Annotated in this window: 25 protein-coding genes; 13 read left to right on the top strand and 12 right to left on the bottom strand. The window is 68.5% G+C overall.

Annotated features, from left to right (window positions below; translation table 11 throughout):
* Together Q8M82_RS20885 and Q8M82_RS20880 are read left to right on the top strand one after the other, a co-directional pair.
* Positions 1–388: AAA family ATPase (locus Q8M82_RS20885; RefSeq protein WP_371126427.1), on the top strand; the 388-nt coding region annotated here is incomplete at its 5' end.
* Positions 389–796: 408 nt separating this feature from the next.
* Positions 797–1,702, top strand: coding sequence for a cell wall hydrolase (locus Q8M82_RS20880; RefSeq protein WP_305693221.1), 906 nt, complete (start codon positions 797–799; stop codon positions 1,700–1,702).
* Positions 1,703–1,741: 39 nt separating this feature from the next.
* Here Q8M82_RS20880 and Q8M82_RS20875 read toward each other — a convergent pair whose 3' ends face one another.
* Entirely contained in the window at positions 1,742–3,007 is a 1,266-nt protein-coding gene (locus Q8M82_RS20875) for an ABA4-like family protein (RefSeq protein ID WP_305693220.1), read from the bottom strand.
* Between the two features lie 99 nt (positions 3,008–3,106).
* Here Q8M82_RS20875 and Q8M82_RS20870 point away from each other — a divergent pair, with 99 nt between their 5' ends.
* From Q8M82_RS20870 to Q8M82_RS20840, 7 genes are all read left to right on the top strand, one after another.
* Complete coding sequence (locus Q8M82_RS20870) at positions 3,107–3,802, top strand: TetR/AcrR family transcriptional regulator (protein WP_305693219.1); 696 nt, start codon at positions 3,107–3,109, stop codon at positions 3,800–3,802.
* Between the two features lie 21 nt (positions 3,803–3,823).
* A complete protein-coding gene (locus Q8M82_RS20865; RefSeq protein WP_305693218.1) occupies positions 3,824–4,339 on the top strand; it encodes a SixA phosphatase family protein in 516 nt (171 codons plus the stop codon).
* 10 nt (positions 4,340–4,349) lie between these two features.
* Positions 4,350–5,798, top strand: coding sequence for a YcjX family GTP-binding protein (locus tag Q8M82_RS20860; protein ID WP_305693223.1), 1,449 nt, complete (start codon positions 4,350–4,352; stop codon positions 5,796–5,798).
* Positions 5,795–6,808 (top strand): YcjF family protein, encoded by a 1,014-nt coding sequence (locus Q8M82_RS20855; protein WP_305693217.1) that lies wholly within the window; start codon positions 5,795–5,797, stop codon positions 6,806–6,808. The genes Q8M82_RS20860 and Q8M82_RS20855 overlap by 4 nt, the downstream gene beginning before the upstream one ends.
* Before the next feature lie 198 nt (positions 6,809–7,006).
* Positions 7,007–8,386 carry a flagellar hook protein FlgE gene (locus tag Q8M82_RS20850; protein ID WP_305693216.1) on the top strand — a complete coding sequence of 460 codons (1,380 nt, stop codon included), beginning with the start codon at positions 7,007–7,009 and terminating at the stop codon, positions 8,384–8,386.
* Positions 8,387–8,444: 58 nt separating this feature from the next.
* A complete protein-coding gene (gene flgK, locus Q8M82_RS20845) occupies positions 8,445–10,313 on the top strand; it encodes a flagellar hook-associated protein FlgK (RefSeq protein WP_305693215.1) in 1,869 nt (622 codons plus the stop codon).
* Positions 10,314–10,320: 7 nt separating this feature from the next.
* Positions 10,321–11,838, top strand: a complete 1,518-nt coding sequence (locus Q8M82_RS20840) for a hypothetical protein (protein WP_305693214.1) — start codon at positions 10,321–10,323, stop codon at positions 11,836–11,838.
* Between the two features lie 78 nt (positions 11,839–11,916).
* On the opposite strand, the gene flaF is transcribed toward Q8M82_RS20840, so the two are convergent.
* From flaF to Q8M82_RS20800, 8 genes are all read right to left on the bottom strand, one after another.
* Positions 11,917–12,288, bottom strand: a complete 372-nt coding sequence (flaF, locus tag Q8M82_RS20835; protein ID WP_305693213.1) for a flagellar biosynthesis regulator FlaF — start codon at positions 12,286–12,288, stop codon at positions 11,917–11,919.
* Complete coding sequence (gene flbT, locus Q8M82_RS20830) at positions 12,272–12,664, bottom strand: flagellar biosynthesis repressor FlbT (RefSeq protein ID WP_305693212.1); 393 nt, start codon at positions 12,662–12,664, stop codon at positions 12,272–12,274. Before flbT ends, flaF begins: the two co-directional genes overlap by 17 nt.
* Positions 12,665–12,714: 50 nt before the next feature.
* Entirely contained in the window at positions 12,715–14,061 is a 1,347-nt protein-coding gene (locus Q8M82_RS20825) for a flagellin N-terminal helical domain-containing protein (protein WP_305693211.1), read from the bottom strand.
* Between the two features lie 189 nt (positions 14,062–14,250).
* A complete protein-coding gene (locus tag Q8M82_RS20820; protein WP_305693210.1) occupies positions 14,251–15,588 on the bottom strand; it encodes a flagellin N-terminal helical domain-containing protein in 1,338 nt (445 codons plus the stop codon).
* 266 nt (positions 15,589–15,854) lie between these two features.
* The gene (locus Q8M82_RS20815; protein ID WP_305693209.1) at positions 15,855–16,355 is read right to left on the bottom strand and encodes a hypothetical protein; all 501 of its coding nucleotides are present in this window, start codon (positions 16,353–16,355) and stop codon (positions 15,855–15,857) included.
* Positions 16,356–16,513: 158 nt separating this feature from the next.
* On the bottom strand, positions 16,514–17,002 hold the full coding sequence (locus tag Q8M82_RS20810) for a hypothetical protein (protein WP_305693208.1): 489 nt from the start codon (positions 17,000–17,002) through the stop codon (positions 16,514–16,516).
* 3 nt (positions 17,003–17,005) lie between these two features.
* Entirely contained in the window at positions 17,006–17,362 is a 357-nt protein-coding gene (locus Q8M82_RS20805; protein WP_305693207.1) for a rod-binding protein, read from the bottom strand.
* Positions 17,362–18,426, bottom strand: coding sequence for a flagellar basal body P-ring protein FlgI (locus tag Q8M82_RS20800; RefSeq protein WP_305693222.1), 1,065 nt, complete (start codon positions 18,424–18,426; stop codon positions 17,362–17,364). Before Q8M82_RS20800 ends, Q8M82_RS20805 begins: the two co-directional genes overlap by 1 nt.
* Positions 18,427–18,543: 117 nt before the next feature.
* Between Q8M82_RS20800 and Q8M82_RS20795 the strand changes: the two genes are divergently transcribed.
* Both Q8M82_RS20795 and Q8M82_RS20790 read left to right on the top strand, forming a co-directional pair.
* Positions 18,544–18,678, top strand: coding sequence for a hypothetical protein (locus Q8M82_RS20795; RefSeq protein WP_305693206.1), 135 nt, complete (start codon positions 18,544–18,546; stop codon positions 18,676–18,678).
* Between the two features lie 44 nt (positions 18,679–18,722).
* Positions 18,723–19,130 (top strand): flagellar assembly protein FliX, encoded by a 408-nt coding sequence (locus tag Q8M82_RS20790; protein ID WP_305693205.1) that lies wholly within the window; start codon positions 18,723–18,725, stop codon positions 19,128–19,130.
* Positions 19,131–19,325: 195 nt separating this feature from the next.
* On the opposite strand, the gene Q8M82_RS20785 is transcribed toward Q8M82_RS20790, so the two are convergent.
* The 3 genes from Q8M82_RS20785 to Q8M82_RS20775 all read right to left on the bottom strand — a co-directional run bounded on the left by Q8M82_RS20785 (position 19,326) and on the right by Q8M82_RS20775 (position 21,681).
* On the bottom strand, positions 19,326–19,871 hold the full coding sequence (locus Q8M82_RS20785) for a 2,4'-dihydroxyacetophenone dioxygenase family protein (RefSeq protein ID WP_305693204.1): 546 nt from the start codon (positions 19,869–19,871) through the stop codon (positions 19,326–19,328).
* A 200-nt stretch (positions 19,872–20,071) separates the two neighbouring features.
* Entirely contained in the window at positions 20,072–20,803 is a 732-nt protein-coding gene (locus Q8M82_RS20780) for an SDR family NAD(P)-dependent oxidoreductase (protein ID WP_305693203.1), read from the bottom strand.
* A gap of 53 nt (positions 20,804–20,856) precedes the next feature.
* Complete coding sequence (locus tag Q8M82_RS20775) at positions 20,857–21,681, bottom strand: hypothetical protein (RefSeq protein WP_305693202.1); 825 nt, start codon at positions 21,679–21,681, stop codon at positions 20,857–20,859.
* Here Q8M82_RS20775 and Q8M82_RS20770 point away from each other — a divergent pair.
* The gene (locus Q8M82_RS20770; protein WP_305693201.1) at positions 21,680–21,892 is read left to right on the top strand and encodes a hypothetical protein; all 213 of its coding nucleotides are present in this window, start codon (positions 21,680–21,682) and stop codon (positions 21,890–21,892) included. The two genes, Q8M82_RS20775 and Q8M82_RS20770, sit on opposite strands and share 2 nt — an antisense overlap.
* 78 nt (positions 21,893–21,970) lie before the next feature.
* Positions 21,971–23,185 (top strand): NADP-dependent isocitrate dehydrogenase, encoded by a 1,215-nt coding sequence (locus Q8M82_RS20765; protein WP_305693200.1) that lies wholly within the window; start codon positions 21,971–21,973, stop codon positions 23,183–23,185.
* The last annotated feature ends 285 nt before the right edge of the window (positions 23,186–23,470 follow it).

Below are 23,470 nucleotides of genomic sequence, written 5' to 3'. Positions count from 1 at the left end.
GATCATCATCACCTCCAACAACGAGAAGGAGCTGCCCGACGCCTTCCTGCGCCGCTGCTTCTTCCACTACATCCGCTTTCCCGACGCGCAGACGATGCAGGCCATCGTCGAGGTGCATTTCCCCGGCATCAAGAAGCGGCTGATGGAGGAGGCGCTGAAGCTGTTCTTCGAGGTGCGCGAGGTGCCCGGCCTGAAGAAGAAGCCCTCGACCTCGGAGCTGCTCGACTGGCTGAAGCTGCTCGTCGCCGACGAGATGACGCCGGAGATGCTGCGCGAGCGCGACCCCCGCAAGCTGATCCCGCCGCTGCACGGGGCGCTGCTGAAGAACGAGCAGGATGTCTCGCTGTTCGAGAAGCTGGCCTTCATGGTCAGGCGCGAGGGGCGCTGAGGGGCCTGGTTGGTCTCCCTCAACCTTGCGGCTTTTTGGCTCTCGCAGACTGACACCCTCACCGTCATTCCGGGCGAGCGAAGCGAAGTCCCGGAATCCATCGTAGGGCTCTGAGCTCGATGATGGATTCCGGATCTGCGTCGCTGCGCGACTGGTCCGGAATGACGGAGCTTTGGATTGGCAAGGCCCTGACCTTCCGACGCGTTCGGGTCCCGTCAAGCAGTGGGCCCGCCGACGGCACTCCGCGGCCCTTGTGAATGCTCTCTCGCAAGAGGCGCCAGAGCGACCCCGTCTTTGGCCCTTCCTCCCGACATTGACTTTCTGTTAAGACATCCGGCGTTCCTTGCCGGTGACGAGGGGCCGCCGCCTGCGGTGGCCCGTCGCCCGAAATCAGGAGGCCGCCGCTCGATGCGCGCCAAAACCGCTGCCGACATGATCGCTGCCGAAGCCGTTCGTTCCGCGGGCTTTCTTCACCGCCATCGTCGCAAGGCGATCCCGCTGCTGATCGGTCTCGCCGCCCCGGCGCTCGGCGCCTGCAGCGTGTCGCCGGTCGAGACCGCCGCGACCAAGCCGACCACGACCGCCGCCAAGCCTCACGAGAAGCGCAAACAGGCGATCGAGCTGGCCAAGGCCGATCCGCGCGAGAAGGAATGCCTCGTCCGCGCGATGTATTTCGAATCGAACCGCTCGAGCGACAGCGGCTTGCTCGGTGTCGGCACCGTCGTGCTGAACCGGGTCGAATCGTCGCGCTATCCCGACACCATCTGCAGCGTCGTCGGTGCCCCGCGGCAGTTCGCGCCGGGCGTGCTGACGCGCTCCATGGCCGCCCGCGACCTGCCGCGCGTCGAGGCCGCCGCCGAGGCGATCCTCGCCGGCAAGCGCAACGAGGCGGTGGGGGATGCCAAGCATTTCCACATGGCCGGCCTGCGCTTCTCCTATCCGAACATGCATTACGTCACCGTGGCCGGCGGCAATGCGTTCTATGTGAAGGGCGAGCGGCCCGAGCGTCGTCGCATCGAGGAGCCGAGCTACCAGCTCGCCGGGACCTCCGCGCCGATCGAGACCAGCGCCTCCTCGGTGCCGACCTCCTTCGCCAGCGCGCCGCTCGCCTTCGCTCCCGAGGCGCCGGCAGCCGCGGCGCCCGCCATGCTGGCCGCGAATGTGCTCGTCACCGCGCCGCTGCCGCCGGGACGGCCGATGGATCTCGGCCTGAGCCGGAAAACGGCGTCCGCCGGCCCCGAGGCGCGCGATATGCGCTTCGCCTCGCTCATGTCGGAGAGCCGCGGCCTGCGCGGTAGCCTGAAGCAGGACTGACCCTCGCGCCTGCGGCCGTCGCAGGCCCGGGCGCTGGTTTCAGGCCCAGCCCAGAAGGGGCCGCCCGCCGAGCGCGGCGGCGAGCGCCGTCAGCGTCACCGCCGCATAGATCGTCGTGAAGGCCGCGACGGCGAGCAGGCCGGGTCGCGCCGCCGGCATCAGCCGCCAGACCAAAAGCCCGAAGAGCGGGACGATTTGCAGCGCGTGCAGGCCGAGGAAATGCGGCAGCCGCAGATCGCCGACCTCCAGCGACCAGCCCAGGAACGGCACCGTGGCATGGTCCGCCGGCACGGCCCCGACATAATGCCCGCTGGGGCTGCCGCCCATGGCGAAGCCGCTGACGATGCCGAGCCCCGCCGTCAGCGCCAGTCCGCCGACGAGCGACCAGCGCAAAACCTCGGGCATCGCCACCGCGTCGCGGCGGGCGAGCCCATAGGCCAGCACGGCGGGTGCTGCCGTGAACATCACCGCGCCCAGCGCCATCAGGCTGTAGAGCGCGGCGCCGAATGCGCTGTCGGTGTTGTAATGCGAGGCCTCGACCCGCGAGGCCCGCCAGGCGATGTAGAGCACCTCGCCGATCAGCGGCACGATCACCGGCCAGATCAGGTAGCGCCCGGGCAGGCTGGCGCGAAAGCGCTCGCCCGCCAAGGGCACGAACAGCGCCAGCGTCAGCAGGAACAGCGCCGCCGAGAGCGCGAATTTGAGCGGCTTGATCCAGGTGCTGACGCCCTGGAACAGGCGCGGGTCGAGCGTCCACGCCACGGCAAGCGGCAGGGCCAGGAGGAGCATGGCGAAGGCGGCGGCGGCCAGGCGCGGCTCGATCTCGAGCGCCCGCAGCCAGGCCGGCAGGCGCGCCTGCAGCCGAGCGAGGCGGTCCTCGCGCGCGCTGCGGACGCTCGCCTCCAGCCAGAGATAGGTCAGATATCCCAGCGGGCCGAACAGGAAGGTCAGCAGCAGGACCGGCACGATCAGCCCATGCGCGATGGCCTGCTCCTGCGAGCGCCGCAGGATCCAGCTTCCGACGAGAAGGTCGAAGGCGAGGTAGTGGACCCAGCCGGCCAGCAGGAGGGGGCGGGAGCCGAAGAGCGCGGCGACCTGATCGAGCGAGCCGAAACCGCCGGCGGCGACATGCCAATGCATGAGGATGAGGACGACATAGCCGAGCGACAGGATGGCGGGGATGACGAGGCCGGCCAGCCGGGCGGAGAGGCCGCGCCAGCGCGGCAACAGGATCAAGCTCGCCCAGCCCGCCATCGCCAGCGCGCCGGCTGCTGAGAAGGCGGCATCGAGGTCGAGCGGGCCCATCACCAACCCTCATCTGTACAGTGTCAAGTTGTTCCTCCGGCGTAAGGCGATATCTTGATGCTGTCAAGATGAGCGGCTGCGGCCGGGGAGAGCGATGGCATGGCGCAGAAGCGGGGGGCGGGGCGCGACGGCTATCACCATGGCGATCTGCGCCAGGCGATGATCGACGCGGCCGAGGCCGTACTGGCCGAGCGCGGCGTCGGCGGCTTCACGCTGCGCGAATGCGCGCGGCGGGCGGGGGTCTCGGCGGCGGCGCCGGCGCATCATTTCGGCAATCTCGCCGGGCTCCTGACAGCGGTCGCGACGCTCGGCTTCGACGATCTCTCCGATGCGATGGAGGCGGCTGCGGCGCGCGCAAGCGCGACCGGCGGCAGCCGGCTCGCGGCGATCTGCCGGGCCTATCTGGAGACCGCGCTCGCCCGGCCGGGTCGTTTCCGCGTCGTGTTCGGGCGCCGCGAACTCGACAAGGAGGATCCGGAGATGCAGCGCGCCGGGGCGCGGGCCTTCGGCATCCTCGTCGCCGAGACGCGCGCCCACCGCGCCGGCTTGGCCGCGCCGCCGCCGGGGCCGCTGCCGTCAGAGACCGCAACGGCGCCGGATTTCGCCGAAATCCTGCTGGTTTGGTCGGTCACCCATGGCTTCACGACGCTGCTGATCGACGGCCAGTTCGACTTCCTCGTCGGCGAGGACGGAACCGAGGCCCTGCTCGAGCTGTTCTCGCGGCGGCTGGTGCAGTTGCTGGTGGCCGCGTTGCCGCCGGAGCCGGCCCTCGCAAAACGCGGCCACGATGGTTAGATGGCGGACATGCGACGCCTGATGCTCCTCCGCCATGCGAAATCGAACTGGCCCGAAGGCGTGGCCGATCGCGAGCGCCCGCTCGCCACGCGGGGGCGCGAGGCCGCGCCCGTGATGGGGCGCTATCTCGCCGAGGAACTGCTGCTGCCGGACCTGGTGCTGGTCTCGCCGGCGCGCCGGACGCAGGAGACCTGGCAGCTCGTCGCGCCGATGCTGCCGGAGAAGCCGGCGGTGCAGCACGAGCCGCGCATCTACGAGGCCAAGACGCAGCGCCTGCTGGAGGTGGTGCAGGAGACCGATCCGGCGGTGCGGACCCTGCTGATGATCGGCCACAATCCCGGCTTCGAGGAACTGGCGGCTCTGCTGACCGGCCATGGCGACCGCTATGCCGCCTCGCGCCTCAGCCAGAAATACCCGACCTGCGGGCTCGCCGTGCTCGACTTCGCGGTCGAGGACTGGCGCGATGTCGCGGTGCGCAGCGGGCGGCTCGACCGCTTCGTGACGCCGGCCTCGCTCGGCGAAGGTCCCGACGAGTGAGCCGGTCCGCATCGTGAGCGAGCGCTCCTATCTCGACGAGGCGCGCAACGCGGCGCTGGCCTTCGGCGATTCCCTGCTCGGCATGGCCAAGCCGCGACTGCGGCTCGGCGTCACCGGGCTGTCGCGCTCGGGCAAGACGGTCTTCACCACCGCGCTGATCCAGAACCTGATCGAGGGTGCGGCGCTGCCGGTGCTGAAGGCGGCGAGCGAAGGGCGCATCGCCCGCGTGCGGCTGGTGCCGCAGCCCGACCCGGACGTGCCGCGCTTCCCCTATGAGGCCCACCGGACCTCCCTGTCCGGGCCCGAGCGGCGCTGGCCTGACTCGACGCGGCGGATTTCAGAACTGCGCGTCGAGATCGACTATGAGCGGGCCGCCGGCTGGTTCAAGGGCCCGGCGACGCTGACGCTGGACATCGTCGACTATCCCGGCGAATGGCTGCTCGACCTCGCTTTGATCGGACAGGACTACAAGAGCTGGTCGCGCCAGGCGGTCGGCGACGCCCGCAAGGCGCATCGCCGCGAGGCGGCGGCGGCCTGGCTCGCGGACCTGCCGCAGCGCGACCCGGCGGGGCCGCCCGACGAGATGGCGGCGGAGGCCGCGAGCGACCTGTTCAAGGCCTATCTGGCGCGGCTTCGGGCCGATCCCGAGGCCGTGGCGGTGACGCCGCCGGGGCGCTTCCTGATGCCGGGCGATCTCGAGGGCTCTCCGGCCCTGACCTTCGCGCCGCTCGATCTCGGCGCCGACACGGAAGCGCAGGCCGGCACGCTGGCCGGGCTGATGGCGGAGCGTTTCGAGGCCTATAAGCGCGTCGTGGTGGCGCCGTTCTTCCGCGACCATTTCGCCAGGCTCGACCGGCAGATCGTGCTGGTCGACGTGCTCGCCGCGCTCGATGCCGGGGCACCCGCACTGGCCGATCTCGAAACCGCGCTCGGCCAGGCGCTCGCCGCCTTCCAGGTCGGCCGCAATTCCTGGCTGTCGAGCCTGTTTGCGCCGCGCATCGAGCGCGTGCTCTTCGCGGCCACCAAGGCCGACCATGTCCATCACGGCAGCCATGACCGGCTGGCGACGGTGATGTCCCATCTCGTCGCGCGGGCGACTTCGCGCGCCCAGGGCGCGGGCGCACGGGTCGAGTCGATGGCGCTGGCCGCCGTTCGCGCGACGCGCGAGGTCCGCATCCGGCAGGGGCGCGAGGAGTTGCCGGCGATCGCGGGCGTGCCGGAGGCGGGCGAGAGTGTCGATGGCGAGGTCTTCGACGGGCTGAGCGAGGCCGCGATCTTTCCGGGCGAACTGCCGGAGCGGCCCGAGGCCGTCTTCGATCCGGCGGCCCAATGGCAGATCCGGGCGCCGCGCTTCCGGCCGCCGCTGGTCACGCCCGATGCCGGTGGGCGGACCAGGCCGCCGCCGCAGATCCGGCTCGACCGGGCGCTGGAGTTTCTGATCGGAGACAGGCTGGCATGAGCAAGGCGCCGCGCGCGATCCGTCTCGATCCGGCTCGACCGGAGGGGGATTTCGGCCCGGCCGCGAGCCGGGGCGACGTCGCGATCCTGCCCGAGAGCGAGCCGATCGATGTCGTCGAGCCCGCTGCCGTGGCGCCGGTGAGGCGGCGCTGGTCCTGGGGCGGGCTCTTCGTCGCCGGGCTGTCGGGTTTCCTGGCGCTCGCCTTCGGCGTCTGGGCCGAGCAGACCATCGCCTGGCTGATGAGCCAGAGCCCGGTGCTGGGCTATGCCGCGCTCGCCTGCGCCGCGGTCGCCGCACTCGCGCTCGCCGTCATGCTCGGGCGCGTGATCCGCGACATCCTGCGCGAGCGCAAGGTCGAGAGCCTGCGGCTGCGGGCGACCGCGGCGCTGACGGAGGGCAGCGTCGACGAGGCGCGCGCCGTGGCGGCAGAGCTGACGGCGCTCTACGGCGGGCGCGCCGAGACGGCCAAGGGCCGCGCGCAGCTCGCCGACAGCCTGCCGCAGCTCTTTGCGGCCCGCGACGTCCTGACAGTGGCGGAGCGCAGCCTGATGGTGCCGCTCGATGCGCTGGCGCAGGCGCAGATCGCCCAGGCGGCGCGGCGCGTCTCGCTGGTGACGGCGGTGAGCCCGCGCGCGCTGATCGACATCGTCTTCGTGCTCGTCGCCTGCGCAAGGCTGCTGCGGGCGATCGCTGGCATCTATGCCGGACGGCCCGGCACGCTCGGGCTGCTGCGGCTCGCCCGCCAGGTGCTCGGCCATCTCGTCGTCACCGGCGGCATCGCGGCGGGCGACGCCGTGATCCAGCAGGTGGTCGGGCAGGGGCTGGCGGCACGGCTTTCGGCCAAGCTCGGCGAGGGCGTGCTGAACGGTCTGCTGACCGCGCGCATCGGTCTCGCGGCGCTGGCGGTGTGCCGGCCGCTGCCTTTCGTGGAAGCCGCGCCGCCTTCGCTGGGCGACGTCGCGGGCGATCTCACCGCATGGCGCGGCAGTCCGGAACAGGGCGCCTCCTGACAGGCGTCACTCGCGCCGGTGAGCTTAGGCAGATTTTGCCGGGCTGGCGCATTCTGCCCGGCCAAAACCGTCGCGACATACTCCGGAAACCATCCAAGTCCTTGGGATATCACGGGTCCGTGCATGGCATGGCGCGTGCAGTTATCGCCTCGAAGTTGAGGGCAGCCCGATGAGGGCGCCGGTCGAGGTGAGGGTTTCATGGGTGTTTTCAGCGCGTTGACGACCGCGGTTTCGGGGATGCAGGCGCAGTCCTATGCGCTCGAGAACATCTCCGGCAACATCGCCAATTCTCGCACTGCCGGCTTCAAGCGGGTCGATACGAGCTTTGCCGATCTCGTCCCCGATACGGCACTGAACCGGCAGATCTCGGGCTCCGTCGCGGCCTACAGCCAAGCGACCAATTCGATCCAGGGCGATCTGTCGGCGACGCGCATCGACACCAATGTCGCGATCAATGGCGAGGGCTTCTTCGTCGTCGACCAGCGCCAGAGCGGCCTTGGTGCCAACACCCAGTTCGCCAACAACAACCTCTACACCCGGCGCGGTGATTTCGACTTCGATGCCGATGGCTACCTCGTCAACGGGGCGGGGTATTATCTCAAGGGCCAGCGCATCGACCAGGTCACCGGGCAGCTGATCGGAACGCAGCCCGAGGTGCTCCGCATCACCAAGGAACAGATTCCCGCCAGGGCCACGACCTCGATCGAGTATCGCGCGAATATTCCGGCCTACCCATCGACCAACAGCGCCTCACCGACGGTGCCCAATTCTGAACTGCTGAACCCGGCGAGCTTCACCGCCGGCGATCCGACGACCGGCGGCGCCACCAACACGGTCATGGGCGAAGACATCACGACCTTCCTGGGCCAGTCCATTCCGGGCGGCTCCGTCACGGTCTACAACGCGCTCGGACAGGCATCGAGCGTCGAGCTGCGCTGGGCCAAGATCGACAGCGTCGCCAATGGCGGTGTCGATACCTGGAACCTGTTCGCGGCTGAGAACACCGCCGCCGGCACGGGCGTCGTGGCCTATCGCAACGTCGGCACCGACATCACCTTCGACTCGACCGGCCAGCTCACATCGGCCGCCACCATCGCTTTGCCGAACCTCACGGTGAACGGCAATCTGATCTCGGGCATCAGCCTGACGACGGGTGGCAACGGGGTCACCCAGAACGGCGACGTCAGCGGCCAGATCGATGCACGCAGCATCCGCCAGGACGGCTATGCGGCAGGTACGCTCGAGCGGGTCGCGATCTCGGATGACGGGCGCGTCGTCGGAACATTCAGCAACGGCCAGGTCGTCGCGCTCGCGCAGATCTCCATCGCCCAGTTCAACGCGTCGAACGCGATGAAGCGACTCGATGGCGGAGCCTTCGCGGAAACGATCGAATCCGGTGCGCCGATTTTCGGGCTGGGGGTTTCGCAGCTCATCGGCGGCAATGTCGAGCAGTCCAACACCGACATCGCCGACGAGTTCTCGAAGATGATCGTCACCCAGCAGGCCTATTCGGCCAACACCAAGGTGATCACCACGGCGCAGGAAATGCTGCGCGACGTCTTCAGCATCATCCGCTGACGGCATTCGGACGGATGAGGCGCGGTCCAGGAGGGCCACGCCGTAAAAGGAGCCGACGATGGGTCTGAGCACCTCCCTCAACACCGCGATCTCGGGGCTGAACGCCACCCAGGTCGGCATCGGCATCGTCTCGCAGAACGTCGCCAATGCGGGCACGGCCGGCTATGTCCGCCGCGTCGTCTCGACCTCGGACAGCCTGAGCGGCCAGACCGTCGGCACCCAGAGCACGCAGGTCCAGCGGCTGCTCGACAAGATCGTCCAGCACCAGCTCTGGCAGGAATCCGCCGGCGCCGCCTACACCTCGACGCGCGCCGGCATGCTCGCCAGCGTCGACAAGCTCTATGGCGCACCGGGCAGCTCGACAGCACTCGACACGATCTACAACGGCTTCACCTCGGCCCTGCAGGCGCTGCAGAACGACCCGTCGTCCTACAGCCTGCGGACCTCGGTGCTGGATGCCGCGACGCAACTCGCCAGCCGGCTGAACACGCTGTCGGACGGGGTGCAGAGCCTGCGCTCCCAGGCCGAGATCGGCCTCTCATCCGGCGTCAACAAGATCAACGATCTGCTCGGCGCGCTGACGACGGTGAACGCCCGGATCGTCGGTTCGCCGAACGATCCCGCGCTGGCCAATCTGAAGGATCAGCGCGACCTGATCCTCTCGGATCTGTCGCAGTACATGGACATCAAGACGAGCGAGGACGCCCGCGGGTCGATCAGCATCGTCACCGGCGGCGGCACGCAGATCTTCGACGGCCGCCCCGCCGTCGTGTTCAGCTTCGATGCCCATTCGGGGCTCTCGCCCGACGACCAGTGGAGCAGCGATCCGGCGCAGCGCGGCGTCGGTACGATCACGATGACCACCCTGTCGGGTGGCGTGATGGACGCGATCGCCAACAAGACGTTCCGCTCCGGCGAGATCGCGGCGCTGATCGAGATGCGCGACACGACGCTGGTTCAGGCGCAGGCCCAGCTCGACGAGATCGCGGCGCAGATGGCCAGCGCGCTGTCGGACCGGGAGATCGCCGGGACGGCCGTCACGGCCGGCGCGGCAACCGGCTTCGAGGTCGATCTGGCCGGCCTGCAAGCGGGCAACAAGGTCACGCTCGACTATGCGGTGACGCCGGGCGGGGCGACGCAACGCTTCACCTTCGTGCGCGTCGAGTCGGCGGCCTCGCTGCCGTTGCCGGCCTCGGCCGGCGGCGATGCCAACAACCGCGTCATCGGCATCGACTATTCGGGCGGCCCGGCTTCCGTCGCCGCGCAGATGCAGGCGGCGCTCGGCGGCGGCTTCACCGTCTCCAACACCGGCTCGGTGCTGCGCATCGTCGATGATGGCGCGGCCGGGACGCGCGACGTCAAGGCGCTGACCGCACGGCCGACGGCGACGACCCTGTCCTCCGTCGGCGGCAGCGCGGAACTGCCCTTCTTCGTCGATGGCGGCGCGGGTGGCGCAGCCTTCACAGGCTCCTATGAGAACGGCTCGCAGACGGTGGGCTTCGCCGGCCGCATCACGCTCAACCCGGCGCTGATCGCCGACCGGTCGAAGCTCGTCGCCTTCGAGCCGACGACGGCGCAGGGCGACACGACGCGGCCGACCCTGCTGCTCGACCGGCTGACCCAGGGCCAGCGGGCCGTGACCAACCGGCTCGGCATCGACGGCTCGACCGCGACGACGAGCGTGACCGTCTCCGGCCTCGTCCAGCGCGTCGTCTCGACGCAGGGTCAGGCGGTCGAAACCGCCAAGCGTCTCGACGAGGGCCAGCAGATCGCGCTCGCCGCGGTGCAGAGCCGCTTCCAGGAGACCGCGCAGGTCAGCGTCGATCAGGAAATGGCGACGCTGATCGAGTTGCAGAACGCCTACGCCGCCAATGCCCGCATCATCTCCACCGTCAAGGAGATGATGGATGTGCTGATGAGAGTGTGAGCGCGCCATGACCATTTCTTCTTATGGCTCCGGGGCCTATCGCGCGGCGACGCCCAACCGCCTGGTCTCGACCCGCACCGAACTGACGGATCTCGAGCGCCAACTCGCGACGCAGCAGCGCGCCGAAAGCTATGGCGATCTCGGGATCGACCGACGCACCAGCCTCGATCTCAACGCCAAGATCGCGACGCTCGATTCCTGGCTCGAAGGGATCACGCGCAGCAACGTCAACCTCCAGCTTTCGTCGCAGGCGATCGAAAACTTCGCCAAGCTGACCACCGAGACGATCAACGACACGCGTTCCAACACCTATATCGCGAGCTCGACAGGCCGCTCGGCGCCGCAGGTGCTGGCCGAGGAGAAGTTCAAGCAGACGCTCGACCTGCTGAACACCCAGGTCAATGGCCGCTACCTGTTTTCCGGCAAGACCTCCGACGTCGAGCCGACGCTCGGCTATACCGAGATCATCGAGGGCGACGGCGCCGGTCGCGCGGGGCTGCGCCAGCTGATCGACGAGCGCCGCCAGGCCGATCTCGGCGCCGCCGGGCTCGGACGCCTGACCACCGGCGGAGCCGCGGACACGGCGACGATCGCCGACGAGGCGCCGGCGCATGGCTACGGCTTCAAGCTGGCCGGCGCCACCAGCTCCTCGGCCGCGCTGACACCGGCCTTCAATGCCGGGCCGCCGGCCGACCTGACCGTCACCGTGGCGAGCCAGCCGGCGGTCGGCGATACGCTGCGCGTTCAACTGACCCTGCCCGACGGGACGACGGAGGAGATCGTGCTGTCCGCGCGGGCCGCCGGCACGACCGGCCTAGCCAGCGACAGCTTCGAGATCGGCGCCGACGTCAACGCGACGGCGGCCAATCTGCGCGCCTCGATCACGGCCGCGCTCGGCAAGGAGGCCGCGACGACGCTCTCGGCCGCGTCCTCGCAGGTGGCGGCGAGCAACTTCTTCGCGGGCACGCCGAGCAGCCCGCCGCTGCGGGTGCCGGGCCCACCCTTCGACACGGCGACCGCCGCGCCCGCCGCCGGCACCGCGGCCGATACGGTGATCTGGTATCGCGGCGACGACGGCAGCGATCCGGCGCGCGGCACCGCCTCGGTGCAGGTCGACAAGGGCCAGATCGTCGGCACCGGCGCGCGCGCCAATGAGGAGGCTTTCCGCATCGGGCTGGCGCAGTTCGCCATCATGGCGGTGGAGAGCTTCCCGGCCACCGACGTCAACTCGCAGGCGCGCTACGAGGCGATGACGGCTCGCGTCAGCGACCGCCTGGCCTTCGGCAACGGTGCGCAGAAGCCGGCGGAGATCATCACCGAGTTCGGTTCGGCCCAGACCGCCCTGGCGCGGGCGAAAGAGCGCCACGAAAGCACGAAGAGCTATCTGGGCACGGCGCTGTCGGGTGTCGAGAACATCTCCCGCGAGGAGGTCGCGGTGCAGATCCTGTCGCTGCAGACGCAGCTGCAGGCGAGCTACGAGACGACCGCGATCCTCTCCAAGCTGACCCTGACCAACTATCTCTGAGGCCTGGTCGAATCGAAACGGGCGCCATCGACCGCGGTGGCGCCCGTTTCGGCGTTTCGGGGCTGGCGAGAGGGCGTCTCAGCGCCCGCGCAGGCCCGCAGCGATGTCGCGGTTGATGCTGACCAGGACCGGAAGCCCTTCGCGGGTCGGGTTGGCCGCGACCTTGAAGGTCTGGTTGAAGATGAAATTCGCCAGGCTCAGGATGTTGGTCTTGATGCCGACGGGGAGGGGATTGTCCTCGGCGATCACGGCCGAGACCAGCAGCGTCCAGAGCTTGCGGTTGTAGTTGAGTGCGTCGTCGAGATCGCGATCGGCCAGCGTCCAGTCGTCATGGATCGCCTGGAGGCGGACGGCGGCCTTGATCAGCAGCGAGGCTTCGAGTTCGCGAGGGGAGACGACGGCCTGGTTGGCCCGCGAGGCGGAGGCGTAAGCGTTAAACCCGTGTTGCATTCTCAATGAGTTCCGCTTCGTAAGCGATCAGCTTCTTGGCTGCCTTGAGAGCTTTGTAGAGGTCGCTGCTTAAGATGCGGTTATTGATCTCGTGAACATGCGGCAGAGAGCTCGGCGCGGCCTGGACGAAGTCGCGCACCAGCTCGAAATAGACCTCGTGCTGGTACATCGGGTCCTGGGCCAGATACATGAGCTGGATGGCGAGATAGATCTTCTTCGCCGGGCTGTCGGCGGTGGCCGGCGTGAGAATGTCCTTCTCGCGCAGGATCGGCGCGTCGCCCTCGATGAAGAAGCGCGTCCGCTGCTCGTCGTTGCGGATCACCACCTGGCCGATGATGATGCGCTCGCGGGGCTTGAGTTCGACCTTGAGGGCCATGACGATCCTGCCTTCTGGCTGGAGAGGAGGGGGCTTGCGTCCCCGGACGGTTAGCTGAAGAGCCGCAGCACGCTCTGGTCGGCCTGCGAGGCGAGCGAGAGCGCGGTCTGCGAGAGCTGCTGGCGGGTGTTGAGGGCGAGCAGCTTGGCGCCTTCCTCGTTGGAGTCGGCGAGGACGAGGTTGTCTGCGCCGATCGTCAGCGTGTTGACCATCGCCTTGGTGAAATCCTGCCGTGTCTGCGCGACCGAGAGATTCGAGCCGAAGGTCGAGGCGAGCGAGCGCAGCGAGGTCAGCGCGTTGGAGAGCGAGCCGGTCGCCTTCTCGAGGTCGAGATCGTTCTGGAAGTTGAAGAAGCCGGCGAGCTGCGTGTTGATCGCCTGCGGGATGCCGAGGTTTTCGGCGGTCAGGTTGGTGCCCTGGATGTCGAGCTTGGTCTGGTTGGTGCCGGCCTTCTCGTTGAAGGCGATCGAGAGACGGTCGCCGGCCAGCAGGTTGATGCCGTTGAAGCTCGAATCCTTGGCGAGCTGGTCGATCTGCGTGCGCAGGTCGTTGAACTGCTGAATCAGGTTGGAGCGGACCGCAGAGGTGACGCCGGAGGAGGCGACGCCGGTCGTGCGGTCGGTGGCGTTCAGGCCGAAGGCGGCGCTCTGGGCACCGGTGGAGGAGGCGGTGGTCGCCGCCGCCGCGTCGGCGCCGGCGCCGATGCCGACGCCGAGCGTCTCCGAGCCGATGCCATTGACGTTGAGCAGGCCCTTCTCGTCGACGAAGGCGGTGGCGACGCCCGACGCGTTGATCGCGTTGACGACGTCGCGGACCGTGGTGTTGGCCGTCAGCGTCACGCCGATATTGGTGGTCGAGGTCGGGGCGCCGACCGGGCCGGTGGTGATCTGGATGTTCAGGGCCGGCGTCGCGGTGACGTCGATGCCGAGGTCGCCCGCTGCTCCGGCGGTTGCCGCCGTCACGACTGCGTCGCCGGCGCTGCCGATGCGCTTGTCGAGAGCGATGTCCTTCAGGCTCTTATTGGTCGCCTGGGTTTCGGCCGGGCCGGCGAGCGCCGTGCCGGTGCCGATGACGGTCGGGCGGTTCTGGGCCGCGTCGGCCTGGGCCTGCTTGACCGTGGACTGCAGCGACTGGACCAGCTTGGTGATGCCGTCGATGCCCTTGGAGGCCGTCTGGATCGTCTGGATGCCGTTCGAGATGCCGTCGAGCAGGCCGCTCAACTGGCTGCCGCGGTCGTTGAGCGACTGCGCCGTGAAGAAATTGACCGGGTTGTCGATGGCCGAATTGACCTTCCGACCCGTCGCGAGGCGGTTCTGCAGGACGGCCTGTTCGCTCGTCGTCTTCTGGAGCGTGAGCAGGTTGTTGCGCACGCCACTGGAAAGAATCGTGTTCGCCATCTTCGGTCCCCTGAAGCGCGATTCTGCGCTCGTGCGGTGATGGCCGATAATTCCCCGTTAAGGATAACAAACCGTTAATGCGGCGCTGAAGACGTTCACGAGCGAAAAAAAGCGGCGGAGCCTGGGCTCCGCCGCCTTCTTGTCTTCGGCCCACATCCTGTGGGCTGCCCGCATTCTGCGGACGAAGGATCAGAACAGACGCAGGACCGCCTGGTCGGACTGCGAGGAGAGCGACAGAGCCGTCTGCGACAGCTGCTGGCGGGTCTGCAGCGAGAGCAGGTTCGCGGCTTCCTCGTTGGCGTCGGCGTTCACCAGGTTGGCGGCGCCGGTCGAGAGGACGTCGGCCAGGTCCTTGGTGAAGTCCTGGCGGGTCTGGGCGACCGACAGGTTGGCACCGAAGGTCGAGGAGAGCGACTTCAGCGAGGTGAGGGCGTTCGTCAGCGCCGTGGTGGCCTTTTCCAGATCGGAGTCGTTCTGGAAGTTGATCGACCCCGTGACCTGGGCGTTGCCGGCCTGAGCGATGCCGATGTTTTCGGCGCTCAGGCTGGTGCCCTGGATATCGAGCTTGGTCTGGTTCTTGCCGCCCTTTTCGTTGAAGGCGATCGAGACCTTGTCGCCCTGCAGCAGGTTGACGCCGTTGAAGCCCGCATCCTTGGCCAGCGAGTCGATCTGCGTGCGCAGGGTGTTGTACTGCTCGATCAGGTTCGAACGCGTCGCCGAGGTCACGCCGGACGACGCAACGCCGGCCGTGGCGTCCGTGCCGGCGAGGCCGAAGGCGGTGTTCGACGTGCCGGTCGCCGAGGCCGTGGTGGCCGCAGCGGCGTCAGCGCCGACGCCGATACCGACGCCCAGCGTCTCCGAGCCGGTGCCCTTGACGTTGAGCAGGCCCTTCTCGTCGACGAAGGCGGTGGCGACGCCCGAGGTGTTGATCGCGTTCACGACGTCACGGACGGTCGTGTTGGCGGTCAGGGTGATGCCGATGTTGGTCGTCGAGGTCGGGGCGGCCGGGTTGGTGGTGATCTGAATGTTCAGCTCATCGGTCGCCGTGGTGTCGATGCCGAGGTCACCCGCAGAGGATGCCGTGGCGGTCGAGACCGTGGTGTCGCCGGCGCTGCCGACGCGCTTGTCGAGAGCGATGTCCTTCAGGCTCTTGCTGGTCAGCGCGGCTTCGCCGGCGGTGGCCAGGGTCGTGCCCGTGCCGACGACGGTCGGGCGGTTCTGAGCCGCGTCGGCCTGCGCCTGCTTGACGGTGGACTGGAGCGAACCGACCAGCTTGGTGATGCCGTCGATGCCCTTGGAGGCGGCCTGAACCGTCTGGATGCCGTTGGAGATGCCGTCGAGCAGCCCCTTGAGCTGGTCCGAACGGTTGTTCAGCGACTGAGCGGTGAAGAAGTTGACCGGATTGTCGACGGCCGTGTTGACCTTCTTGCCGGTGGCGAGACGGTTCTGAACGGCGGCGGCCTGGCTGGTGATGGTCTGGAGCGAGGCGAGCGAGGAACGAACGCCGTTCGAGATAGCGGTGGCCATGGTAGTAAACCCTTCTGGTTTGGTGCCTTCTGGCAGTCGCGATCATTCTGGCCGCGACGGGTGGACCATCCGGCGCCACCCCGTAACAGGAGGTAAATTTCGGCGGTCCAATGCCGCGCATCGGCGGCGGGCCCGAAATCATGGTGAACGCGTCGTTACCCGGCCCGGAACCGGGCCCAGACAGCAAAACGCCCGCACGAGGCGGGCGTCTTGTGGTTCGGGGATGGCGGGGAGGGGGCAAGCAGCGGCGCCACGGCCGCAACGCCTCAGGCGATGCGCTCGACCTTGGGTGGGGGCGCATCGTCGGCCTCGCGGGCACGGTCGGCGAGCTCGCGCGAATAGATCCGCAGCTTCAGCATGGTTTCGTCGGGCAGTTGCGAGATCGTCTCGCCGGTGTCGCTATCGCGCTGCTGGATCACGATGGCGCGGGTGCGGGGCTCGATCACGATGCGCCGCTCGACGGCGGCGTCGAGGTCCCGCTCGGCCTGGCGCTCCTGCTTCTGCCCCTCGGCGCTGCGGCGATCGAAGGCGGCGCGGGATTGGACGTCGCGGGCCTGAAAGTCGCGGGCCTGGCTGGCACGATCCTGCGCGTTTCGCTCCTGGGCGCGCAGATCGAGCTTCACGGCCTCGCCGGCCTGGGCGGACTGGACCGTCCGCTCGGGCGGCAGATCGACCGAGACGCTGCCTTGCGTCGCGACCACCTCGTTGCGAGGGACGACGGGAAGGCCTCCTATGGGCGCCGTGCGGGGCGCATTGCCGAAATCCATGGCCCACTCCTTCTGGAGTCGCGGTGTGGCGGCGCAGGCCGCCATCGACCGTAGGTCCGAACCGCATAGAGCTGTCCGAACCTGCCCAAGCTGGCAGATAAACTTGAATCCGACGTCAAGAAGTTAGGTAAATATTGAGGGGTTCCGTTGCAGCCGCCTCAGAGGCGGCGCGAGACCATCAGCGGCCCGGCATTGGGCCTTGCGAAGGCGCCGGCTCCGACGGTGGCGGTCGGGCCATAGCCCGCCGCGCGGCTCGGGCGGTTCGCGTCGGCGGCGAGGTCGCGGATGATCGATTCCGAGACGGCGCGCGCGGTGGCCAGCACGATCTGGTTGGTCTCGATCAGGGTCTGGAAGGCGCCGTGGGAGGCCTTGAGGCGCTGCACCTGGTCTGGCACGAAGCGCGCCAGCGCCACCGCATTGAGCTTCACCTGCTCGACGCCGCGCATATAGATGCCGGCGAGTTCGGTCTTGCGCGGCTCGCGCGTCAGCGCCTCGGGCAGCCGCCCGGCGCGGACCAGCTCGGTCTCCTCGCCGACCAAATGCGAGAGGGCCGCCAGCGCTTCCAGCACGCTCTCGACCAGCGCCCTGGCCTCCAGCGCCGTGGCGATGCGCGGCCGTTCGTCGAGAACGCGTCTGGCGAACGACATCCGTCAGGCTCCGGAGGACTGGGCCGCGCCGGACTGTTCCTGCAGGCGCAGGAGATCGCGCAGGATGCTGTCGGAGAGGCCGATGCCGCCCGCCTTCTGGATCTGCTTGGCGTATTCCTGGGTGAGCTGCGACTTGTAGATGTCGCCGCCGATGCCGTTCTCGCCGAGCGGGCCCTCGCTGCCCGAGGGCGCGGCGGTGAGCTGCTGCGTCACCTGCTCGAGGAACATCGTCTCGAAGTCGTCGGCCTGCTTCTTCGCCTTGGCGGTGGCCGGGTCGAGGGCGTTGGAGAGCCCGTTGACGAGGCTGCCGGCGAGGCTGAGGCCGAGCTTGGCGGCGGGCAGGGCAAGGGTCGGGCTCATCACATCACCTCGATTTCGGCCTGGAGGGCGCCGGACGCCTTGATGGCCTGGAGAATGGAGATCAGGTCGCGCGGGCCGATGCCGAGCGCGTTCAGCCCGTCGACGAGCTCGGCCAACGTCACGCTCTCGCGGACCAGGGCGAGCTTGTTGCCGCCGCCGGTGTCGACCTTCACATTGGTGCGCGGCGTCACCACCGTCTCGCCGCGCGAGAGCGGCTCGGGCTGGCTGACCTGGGGCTGCTCGGTGATGGTGACGGTCAGGTTGCCCTGCGCCACCGCCACCGTCGAGACCCGCACGTCCCGGCCCATCACGATGATGCCGGAGCGCTCGTCGATGACGATGCGGGCGAGCTGGTCGGGCTCGATGCGCAGCTGCTCGATCTCGGTGAGCATGCGGATCATGTTGCCCTGGAAGCGCGGCGGGATCTGCAGCACCACCGTGGAGGGGTCGGTCGGCTCGGCCGCGTCGCCGCCGAGGAAGTCGTTGATCGCGGCGGCCATGCGGCGTGCCGTGGTGAAATCCGGGTTGCGCAGCGAGAGTCGCAGCGTCTTGAGCTTGTTCAGCGCGAAGTCGATCTCGCGCTCGACGACGCCGCCATTGGCGATGCGCCCGACGGTGGGCACGCCGCGGGTGATCTTGCTGGCGTCGCCCTCGGCCGAGAAGCCGGCGATCGCGACGGGGCCCTGCGAAACCGCATAGACCTCGCCGTCGGCGCCCAGCAGCGGCGTCACCAGCAGGGTGCCGCCCTGCAGCGACTTGGCGTCGCCCAGCGCCGAGACGGTGACGTCGATGCGCGTGCCCTGGGTGGCGAAGGGGGGCAGGTTGGCGGTCACCATCACGGCGGCGACGTTGGCGGTGCGCATGTTGGCGCCGCGGGTGTTGACGCCGAGCCGCTCCAGCATCGCCGTCAGCGACTGCTTGGTGAAGGGTGCGTTGTTGAGCGTGTCGCCGGTGCCGTTGAGGCCGACGACGATGCCGTAGCCGAGGATCTGGTTGGAGCGGACGCCCTCGACCGAGGCGAGGTCCTTGATCCGGGACAGCGCGTGGGCCGGGCTGGCGGCCATGGCGAGGCCGAGCGCCAGCAGCGCTGCGAGCGGCGTCACCAGGGAGGTCAGGGCGGCTTTGCGAAACATGGTCTCACCGGCTGGAGAAAAGCGGTCGCCTTCGACCCTGCGATCCCCATGCCAGACCGCGACAAATTGAAAACGCTGATTTATCAGTTGTTTGCAAATCCGGCGCAGGGTGATGCCACGCCGATGATGCCGGCCGATCCTGCCGGGGCGGCAGAATCTGCCGGGCGGTTTACCGGCTGTTAACCATCAAGGCGCGAGGGTTCGATGACCGATTTCGCGAGGCGACCATGATCCGGATCGACCAGCGCGCGCCCATCACCAACGTCGCCCCCACGGGTACGGCGCGGCGCTCGGGCGGCGCCGCCTTCACATTGCCGACCAAGGAGGGCGCCGCCAGCAGTCGCAGCGCCGGGATCGCCGCGTCGGGCCCGCTCGACACGTTGCTGGCGGTCCAGGCCTATGAGGAACCGCAGGAGCGCAAGAAGCGCCAGGCCAAGCGCGGCCACGACCTTCTCGACGGACTCGACCGGCTCAAGGCGGCGCTGCTTTCGGGCCGCGTCGACATTGCCGAGCTGGAGCGAATCCGGGCCAACCTGACCCAGCGCCGCGAGGCGACCGACGACCCGCGCCTCGACGACGTGCTGGCCCATATCGAATTGCGCGCGGCGGTGGAACTGGCCAAGCTCGGGCGGTAGGCGCTTGATTCCCCCGGTTTTGCCGGGCGCCGCCGTCATTCCGGGGCTTCGCGTCAGCGAAGAGCCCGGAACCCATAACCGCTGTCGATGCCGAAGCGGGCGGCGGCGTTCCGGGTTTTTCGTCGACGGCTGCGGTTATGGGTTCCGGGCTCGCCCTGCGGGCGCCCCGGAAAGACGTTCGGATGCGTCTCTGCCCTAACGGATGAACTGGTCCGCATACTCCGCGCCCAGCCCGTTGCTGGCGTAATGCGCGCGGCACTTGTCGAGGCGGGTGAAGACGTCGTCATAGCCGAGGCATGTGCCGTCCGGGTCGACATAGATCATCGCGCCATTGACCTGGAACATGGTGATCATCTCCTCGGTGTCGGGATCGACCACCAGCGTGTGCGTCTCGCCCGGCGCCTCGTAGACGTAAGACCCTTCGGTCGCGACCCAATCATGCTCGAGGTAGCGCCACTTTCCCTTCAGCACATAGCCATGGACCGGCTGGGGGTGGCGGTGGCGGGAGAGCACGCCGGCTCGGCGGACCCGGAGCAGGTTCATCCAGTAGCCGCGCGTCACGCTGAGGCAGAGGGGGCGGAACCAGACATTGTCGTCGACCGGGACCCAGACGCGCTCATCCTGCGGGATGACGTTGGGCACGATCAGCTCGGGCGGTGAGTCCTTCGGCTGCGGATGGCGATAGGGCGTCCAGCGCTCGGTCTCGCTGGCGGCGACCGGAATGGGGCTGACCTTGTTCATCGCGTTTCTCCCGTTCGATGCTCTTGTCGTTGGACGGCATCCTACCCGTCATGGCGAGCGCAGCGAAACCATCCGGACGGTCTCGCTCGACATCTGCCTGGATTGCTTCGCTTCGCTCGCAATGACGGTGCGTCGACCTATCTTGACGACATCGCATTTTGATTCAATGCGGCCCGCCAAGTTACTGGAGATGCAGGCGTTCACACCGCAAGATAGCCGCCGTCGACCGGCAGGATCGTGCCGGTGATAAAGCCCGCCGCGTCCGAGAGCAGGAAGGCGATGGCGCCGCCGACATCGCCGGGCTGCCCCCAGCGGTTCATCGGCGTGCGCGCCAGAATCGGCGCCGAGCGGGCGGCGTCCTCGACCAGTGGACGCGTCAGCTCGGTTTCGATCCAGCCCGGCGCAACGGCGTTGACGCGGATGCCGTCGCTGGCCCAGGCGGCGGCGAGCGACTTGGTGAGCTGGCCGATCGCGCCCTTGGAGGCGGCATAGCCCGGCGCGAAGGCCGAGCCGTGGAAGGTCAGCATCGAGGCGATGTTGACGATCGCGCCCCGGCTCGCGGCGAGCTTGTCCTTGGCCGCGACGCACATCCGCATCGTGCCGGTGAGGTTGACATCGATCGTCAGGCGGAAGGCCTCGATCTCGAACTCCTTGCCGCCGCGCTGGATCATGCCGGCGCAGTTGACCAGGGCATCGAGCCGCGGGCAGCCGGCGACGATGGCGGCGACCTCGGCGTCCTTCGTGACGTCGAGCCGCGCATGGCGGATGGCGGGATGGGGCGGCGCGACCTCGATCTCCGCCTCGGTCAGGCCGGTGGCCAGGACCTCGTAGCCAGCCGAGGCGAGCGCCAGAGCGGCGCCCTGGCCGATGCCGCGGGTGCCGCCGGTGACGAGGGCGAAGCGGGGTGTGGAAGAGGGGGCGTCTGTGGTCATGGCAGCAGACTATCGGCGCGCCGCCGGAACGGGAAGGGCGCAGGCCCTGCGTTTCAGGGCGTCGGTAGTTCCAGTTTCAGCAGGGCGGTGCCGCTGGTCTGGAGATCGCGGCCGACCATCGGGACCTGACGGCCGAGGCTGAGATCCAGCGTGGTGCGCCAGGGCGTCGCCAGCGGCTGCGTCAGGTCGGCGACGACCTTTACCCGGGGCGTCAGGCTGCCGGCGAGGCCGTTCTGCGCCGCAAAGCTGTAATTGCCGGCCAGCGCGATCTCTGTCGTCAGCGTGACGATGTCGATCGGGCGCAGGCGATAGCCGAGCACGGCCTCGCCATTCTGCTCGACCGTGCCCGAGGCGGGCAGGCTGCCGCCGGCGGCGGCGCTCCAGACGATGTCGCTCTCGGCATCGGCACCGCGTGTCACGTTCCAGCCGAGCCGGGTGTCGCTGCGCTGCCAGCCGCCCTGGCCGGTGACGATCTCGGTCGAGAGCGACAGCTTGTCGGCGCCGAGCTTCATGCCGATCGCGCGTTCGGTCGCGGCCGGCAGGGGAACGCCGGTTGGCGTGAGCCCGCGGCGAATCGGCGTCGCGGCGATCTCGGGGCGGGCGAGGGGATTGGGTCGTGCCGCGTGGCGCACGGAGCCCGGGGGCAGATAGCCGGGCCGCTCCGGTTCGGGCTCGGGCGCCGTCGCCTCCCAGCGCGGGATCGGAGCGAAGAGGCTCGTCTGCGCCTCCTCGCCGAAGGCGGCATCCAGCATCTGCCCCGGCTCCTCGGCCGGGCTCTGCGCCCGGGCGATGGGCGCGGTGGCCAGCAGCAGGGGCGCGGCCAATGCGAGGGCATTCGGGAACGAGGCGCGGACAGGCGGTGACGAGAGCGAGGTCATGAGCGAGGCGGTCTTCCGGGCAGGCGTTGGCGAGCGCGTGAGGCTCGGGGTCGATCCGGACGATTTTGCGGCGGGTACGGGGCGTTCCGCGGTTCGTCGGCAGGCGTTGCCCGAAAGCCGCGCCTGCCGTTTGGGCGGGGCCGAGACGCTGGCGCGCTTTTGGGCCGGCTTAACCGAAAACCGCATTTCCCTTTGCGGGCCGATGTTCTAGGAAGCGGCCAACCGCCTGCGGCGCCCGTGCCGCAGTCTGGAAAGCTTCACGTCTGGCCAGCAGCAGGGGTCGTTTCACATGAGCAAGATCAAGGTCGCCAACCCGGTCGTCGACATGGACGGCGACGAGATGACCCGCATCATCTGGCAGAAGATCAAGGACACGCTGATCTTCCCCTATCTCGACCTCGAGCTCGACTATTACGACCTCTCGGTCGAGAACCGCGACGCCACCGACGACCAAGTCACGATCGACGCGGCCAACGCGACGAAGAAGCATGGCGTCGCGGTGAAGTGCGCCACCATCACGCCCGATGAAGGCCGCGTGAAGGAATTCAACCTCAAGTCGATGTGGAAGAGCCCCAACGGCACGATCCGCAACATCCTCGGCGGCGTGATCTTCCGCGAGCCGATCATCTGCAAGAACGTGCCGCGCCTCGTGCCGGGCTGGACGCAGCCGATCGTGATCGGCCGCCACGCCTATGGCGACCAGTATCGCGCCACCGACTTCAAGTTCCCCGGCAAGGGCACGCTGTCGATCAAGTTCGTCGGCGAGGACGGCGCGGTGATCGAGAAGGAGGTCTTCAAGGCCCCCGAGGCCGGCGTCGCCATGGCGATGTACAATCTCGACGAGTCGATCCGCGATTTCGCCCGGGCGTCGCTGAACTACGGCCTGATCCGCAAATACCCGGTCTATCTCTCGACCAAGAACACCATCCTCAAGACCTATGACGGGCGTTTCAAGGACATCTTCGAGGAGATCTACCAGGCCGAGTTCAAGGCCGAATTCGACAAGCTCGGCATCACCTACGAGCACCGGCTGATCGACGACATGGTGGCGTCGGCGATGAAGTGGTCGGGCGGCTATGTCTGGGCCTGCAAGAACTATGACGGCGACGTGCAGTCCGACACGGTGGCTCAAGGGTTCGGCTCGCTCGGCCTGATGACCTCGGTGCTGATGACGCCGGACGGCAAGACCGTCGAGGCCGAGGCCGCCCACGGCACGGTGACGCGCCACTACCGCGAGCACCAGAAGGGCAAGGAGACCTCGACCAACTCGATCGCCTCGATCTTCGCCTGGACCCGTGGCCTCGCCCACCGCGCCAAGCTCGACGACAACGCCGAGCTGGCCAAGTTCGCGGCTCTGCTGGAGAAGGTCACGGTCGACACCGTCGAGGCCGGCGACATGACCAAGGATCTGGCCCTGCTGGTCGGCGCCGAGCAGAAGTGGCTCTCGACCACCGGCTTCCTCGAGAAGGTCAGCGAGAACATGCGCAAGGCCATGGCCGCCTGAGCGGGCTGAGCATCAGCTGACACGACGCGAACCCGGCCAGCGATGGCCGGGTTTTTTCGTTGGGGGTGCTTCCTCGGAAAGGGCGGGTCATCCCGGACAAGCGGCGCAGCCTCGCCGATCCGGGATCCATTCCGGAGCTTTTCCGAGCGAGGTTCCGGAATGGGTCCCGGGTCTGCGCTGCGCTGCGCCCGGGACGACGTCGCGGGTGGGGCAGGTGGGGGCCAATCTCCTCGACGCCGTCATCCTGGCCAAGTCGCGAAGCGGCGCAGGCCGGGATCCATCATC

Origin of the sequence: Allobosea sp., assembly GCF_030694325.1 — a bacterium.
GTDB lineage: Bacteria > Pseudomonadota > Alphaproteobacteria > Rhizobiales > Beijerinckiaceae > Allobosea.
The sequence above is the reverse complement of the archived record's forward strand: the minus strand, read 5'-3'. Positions and strand labels throughout refer to the sequence as shown.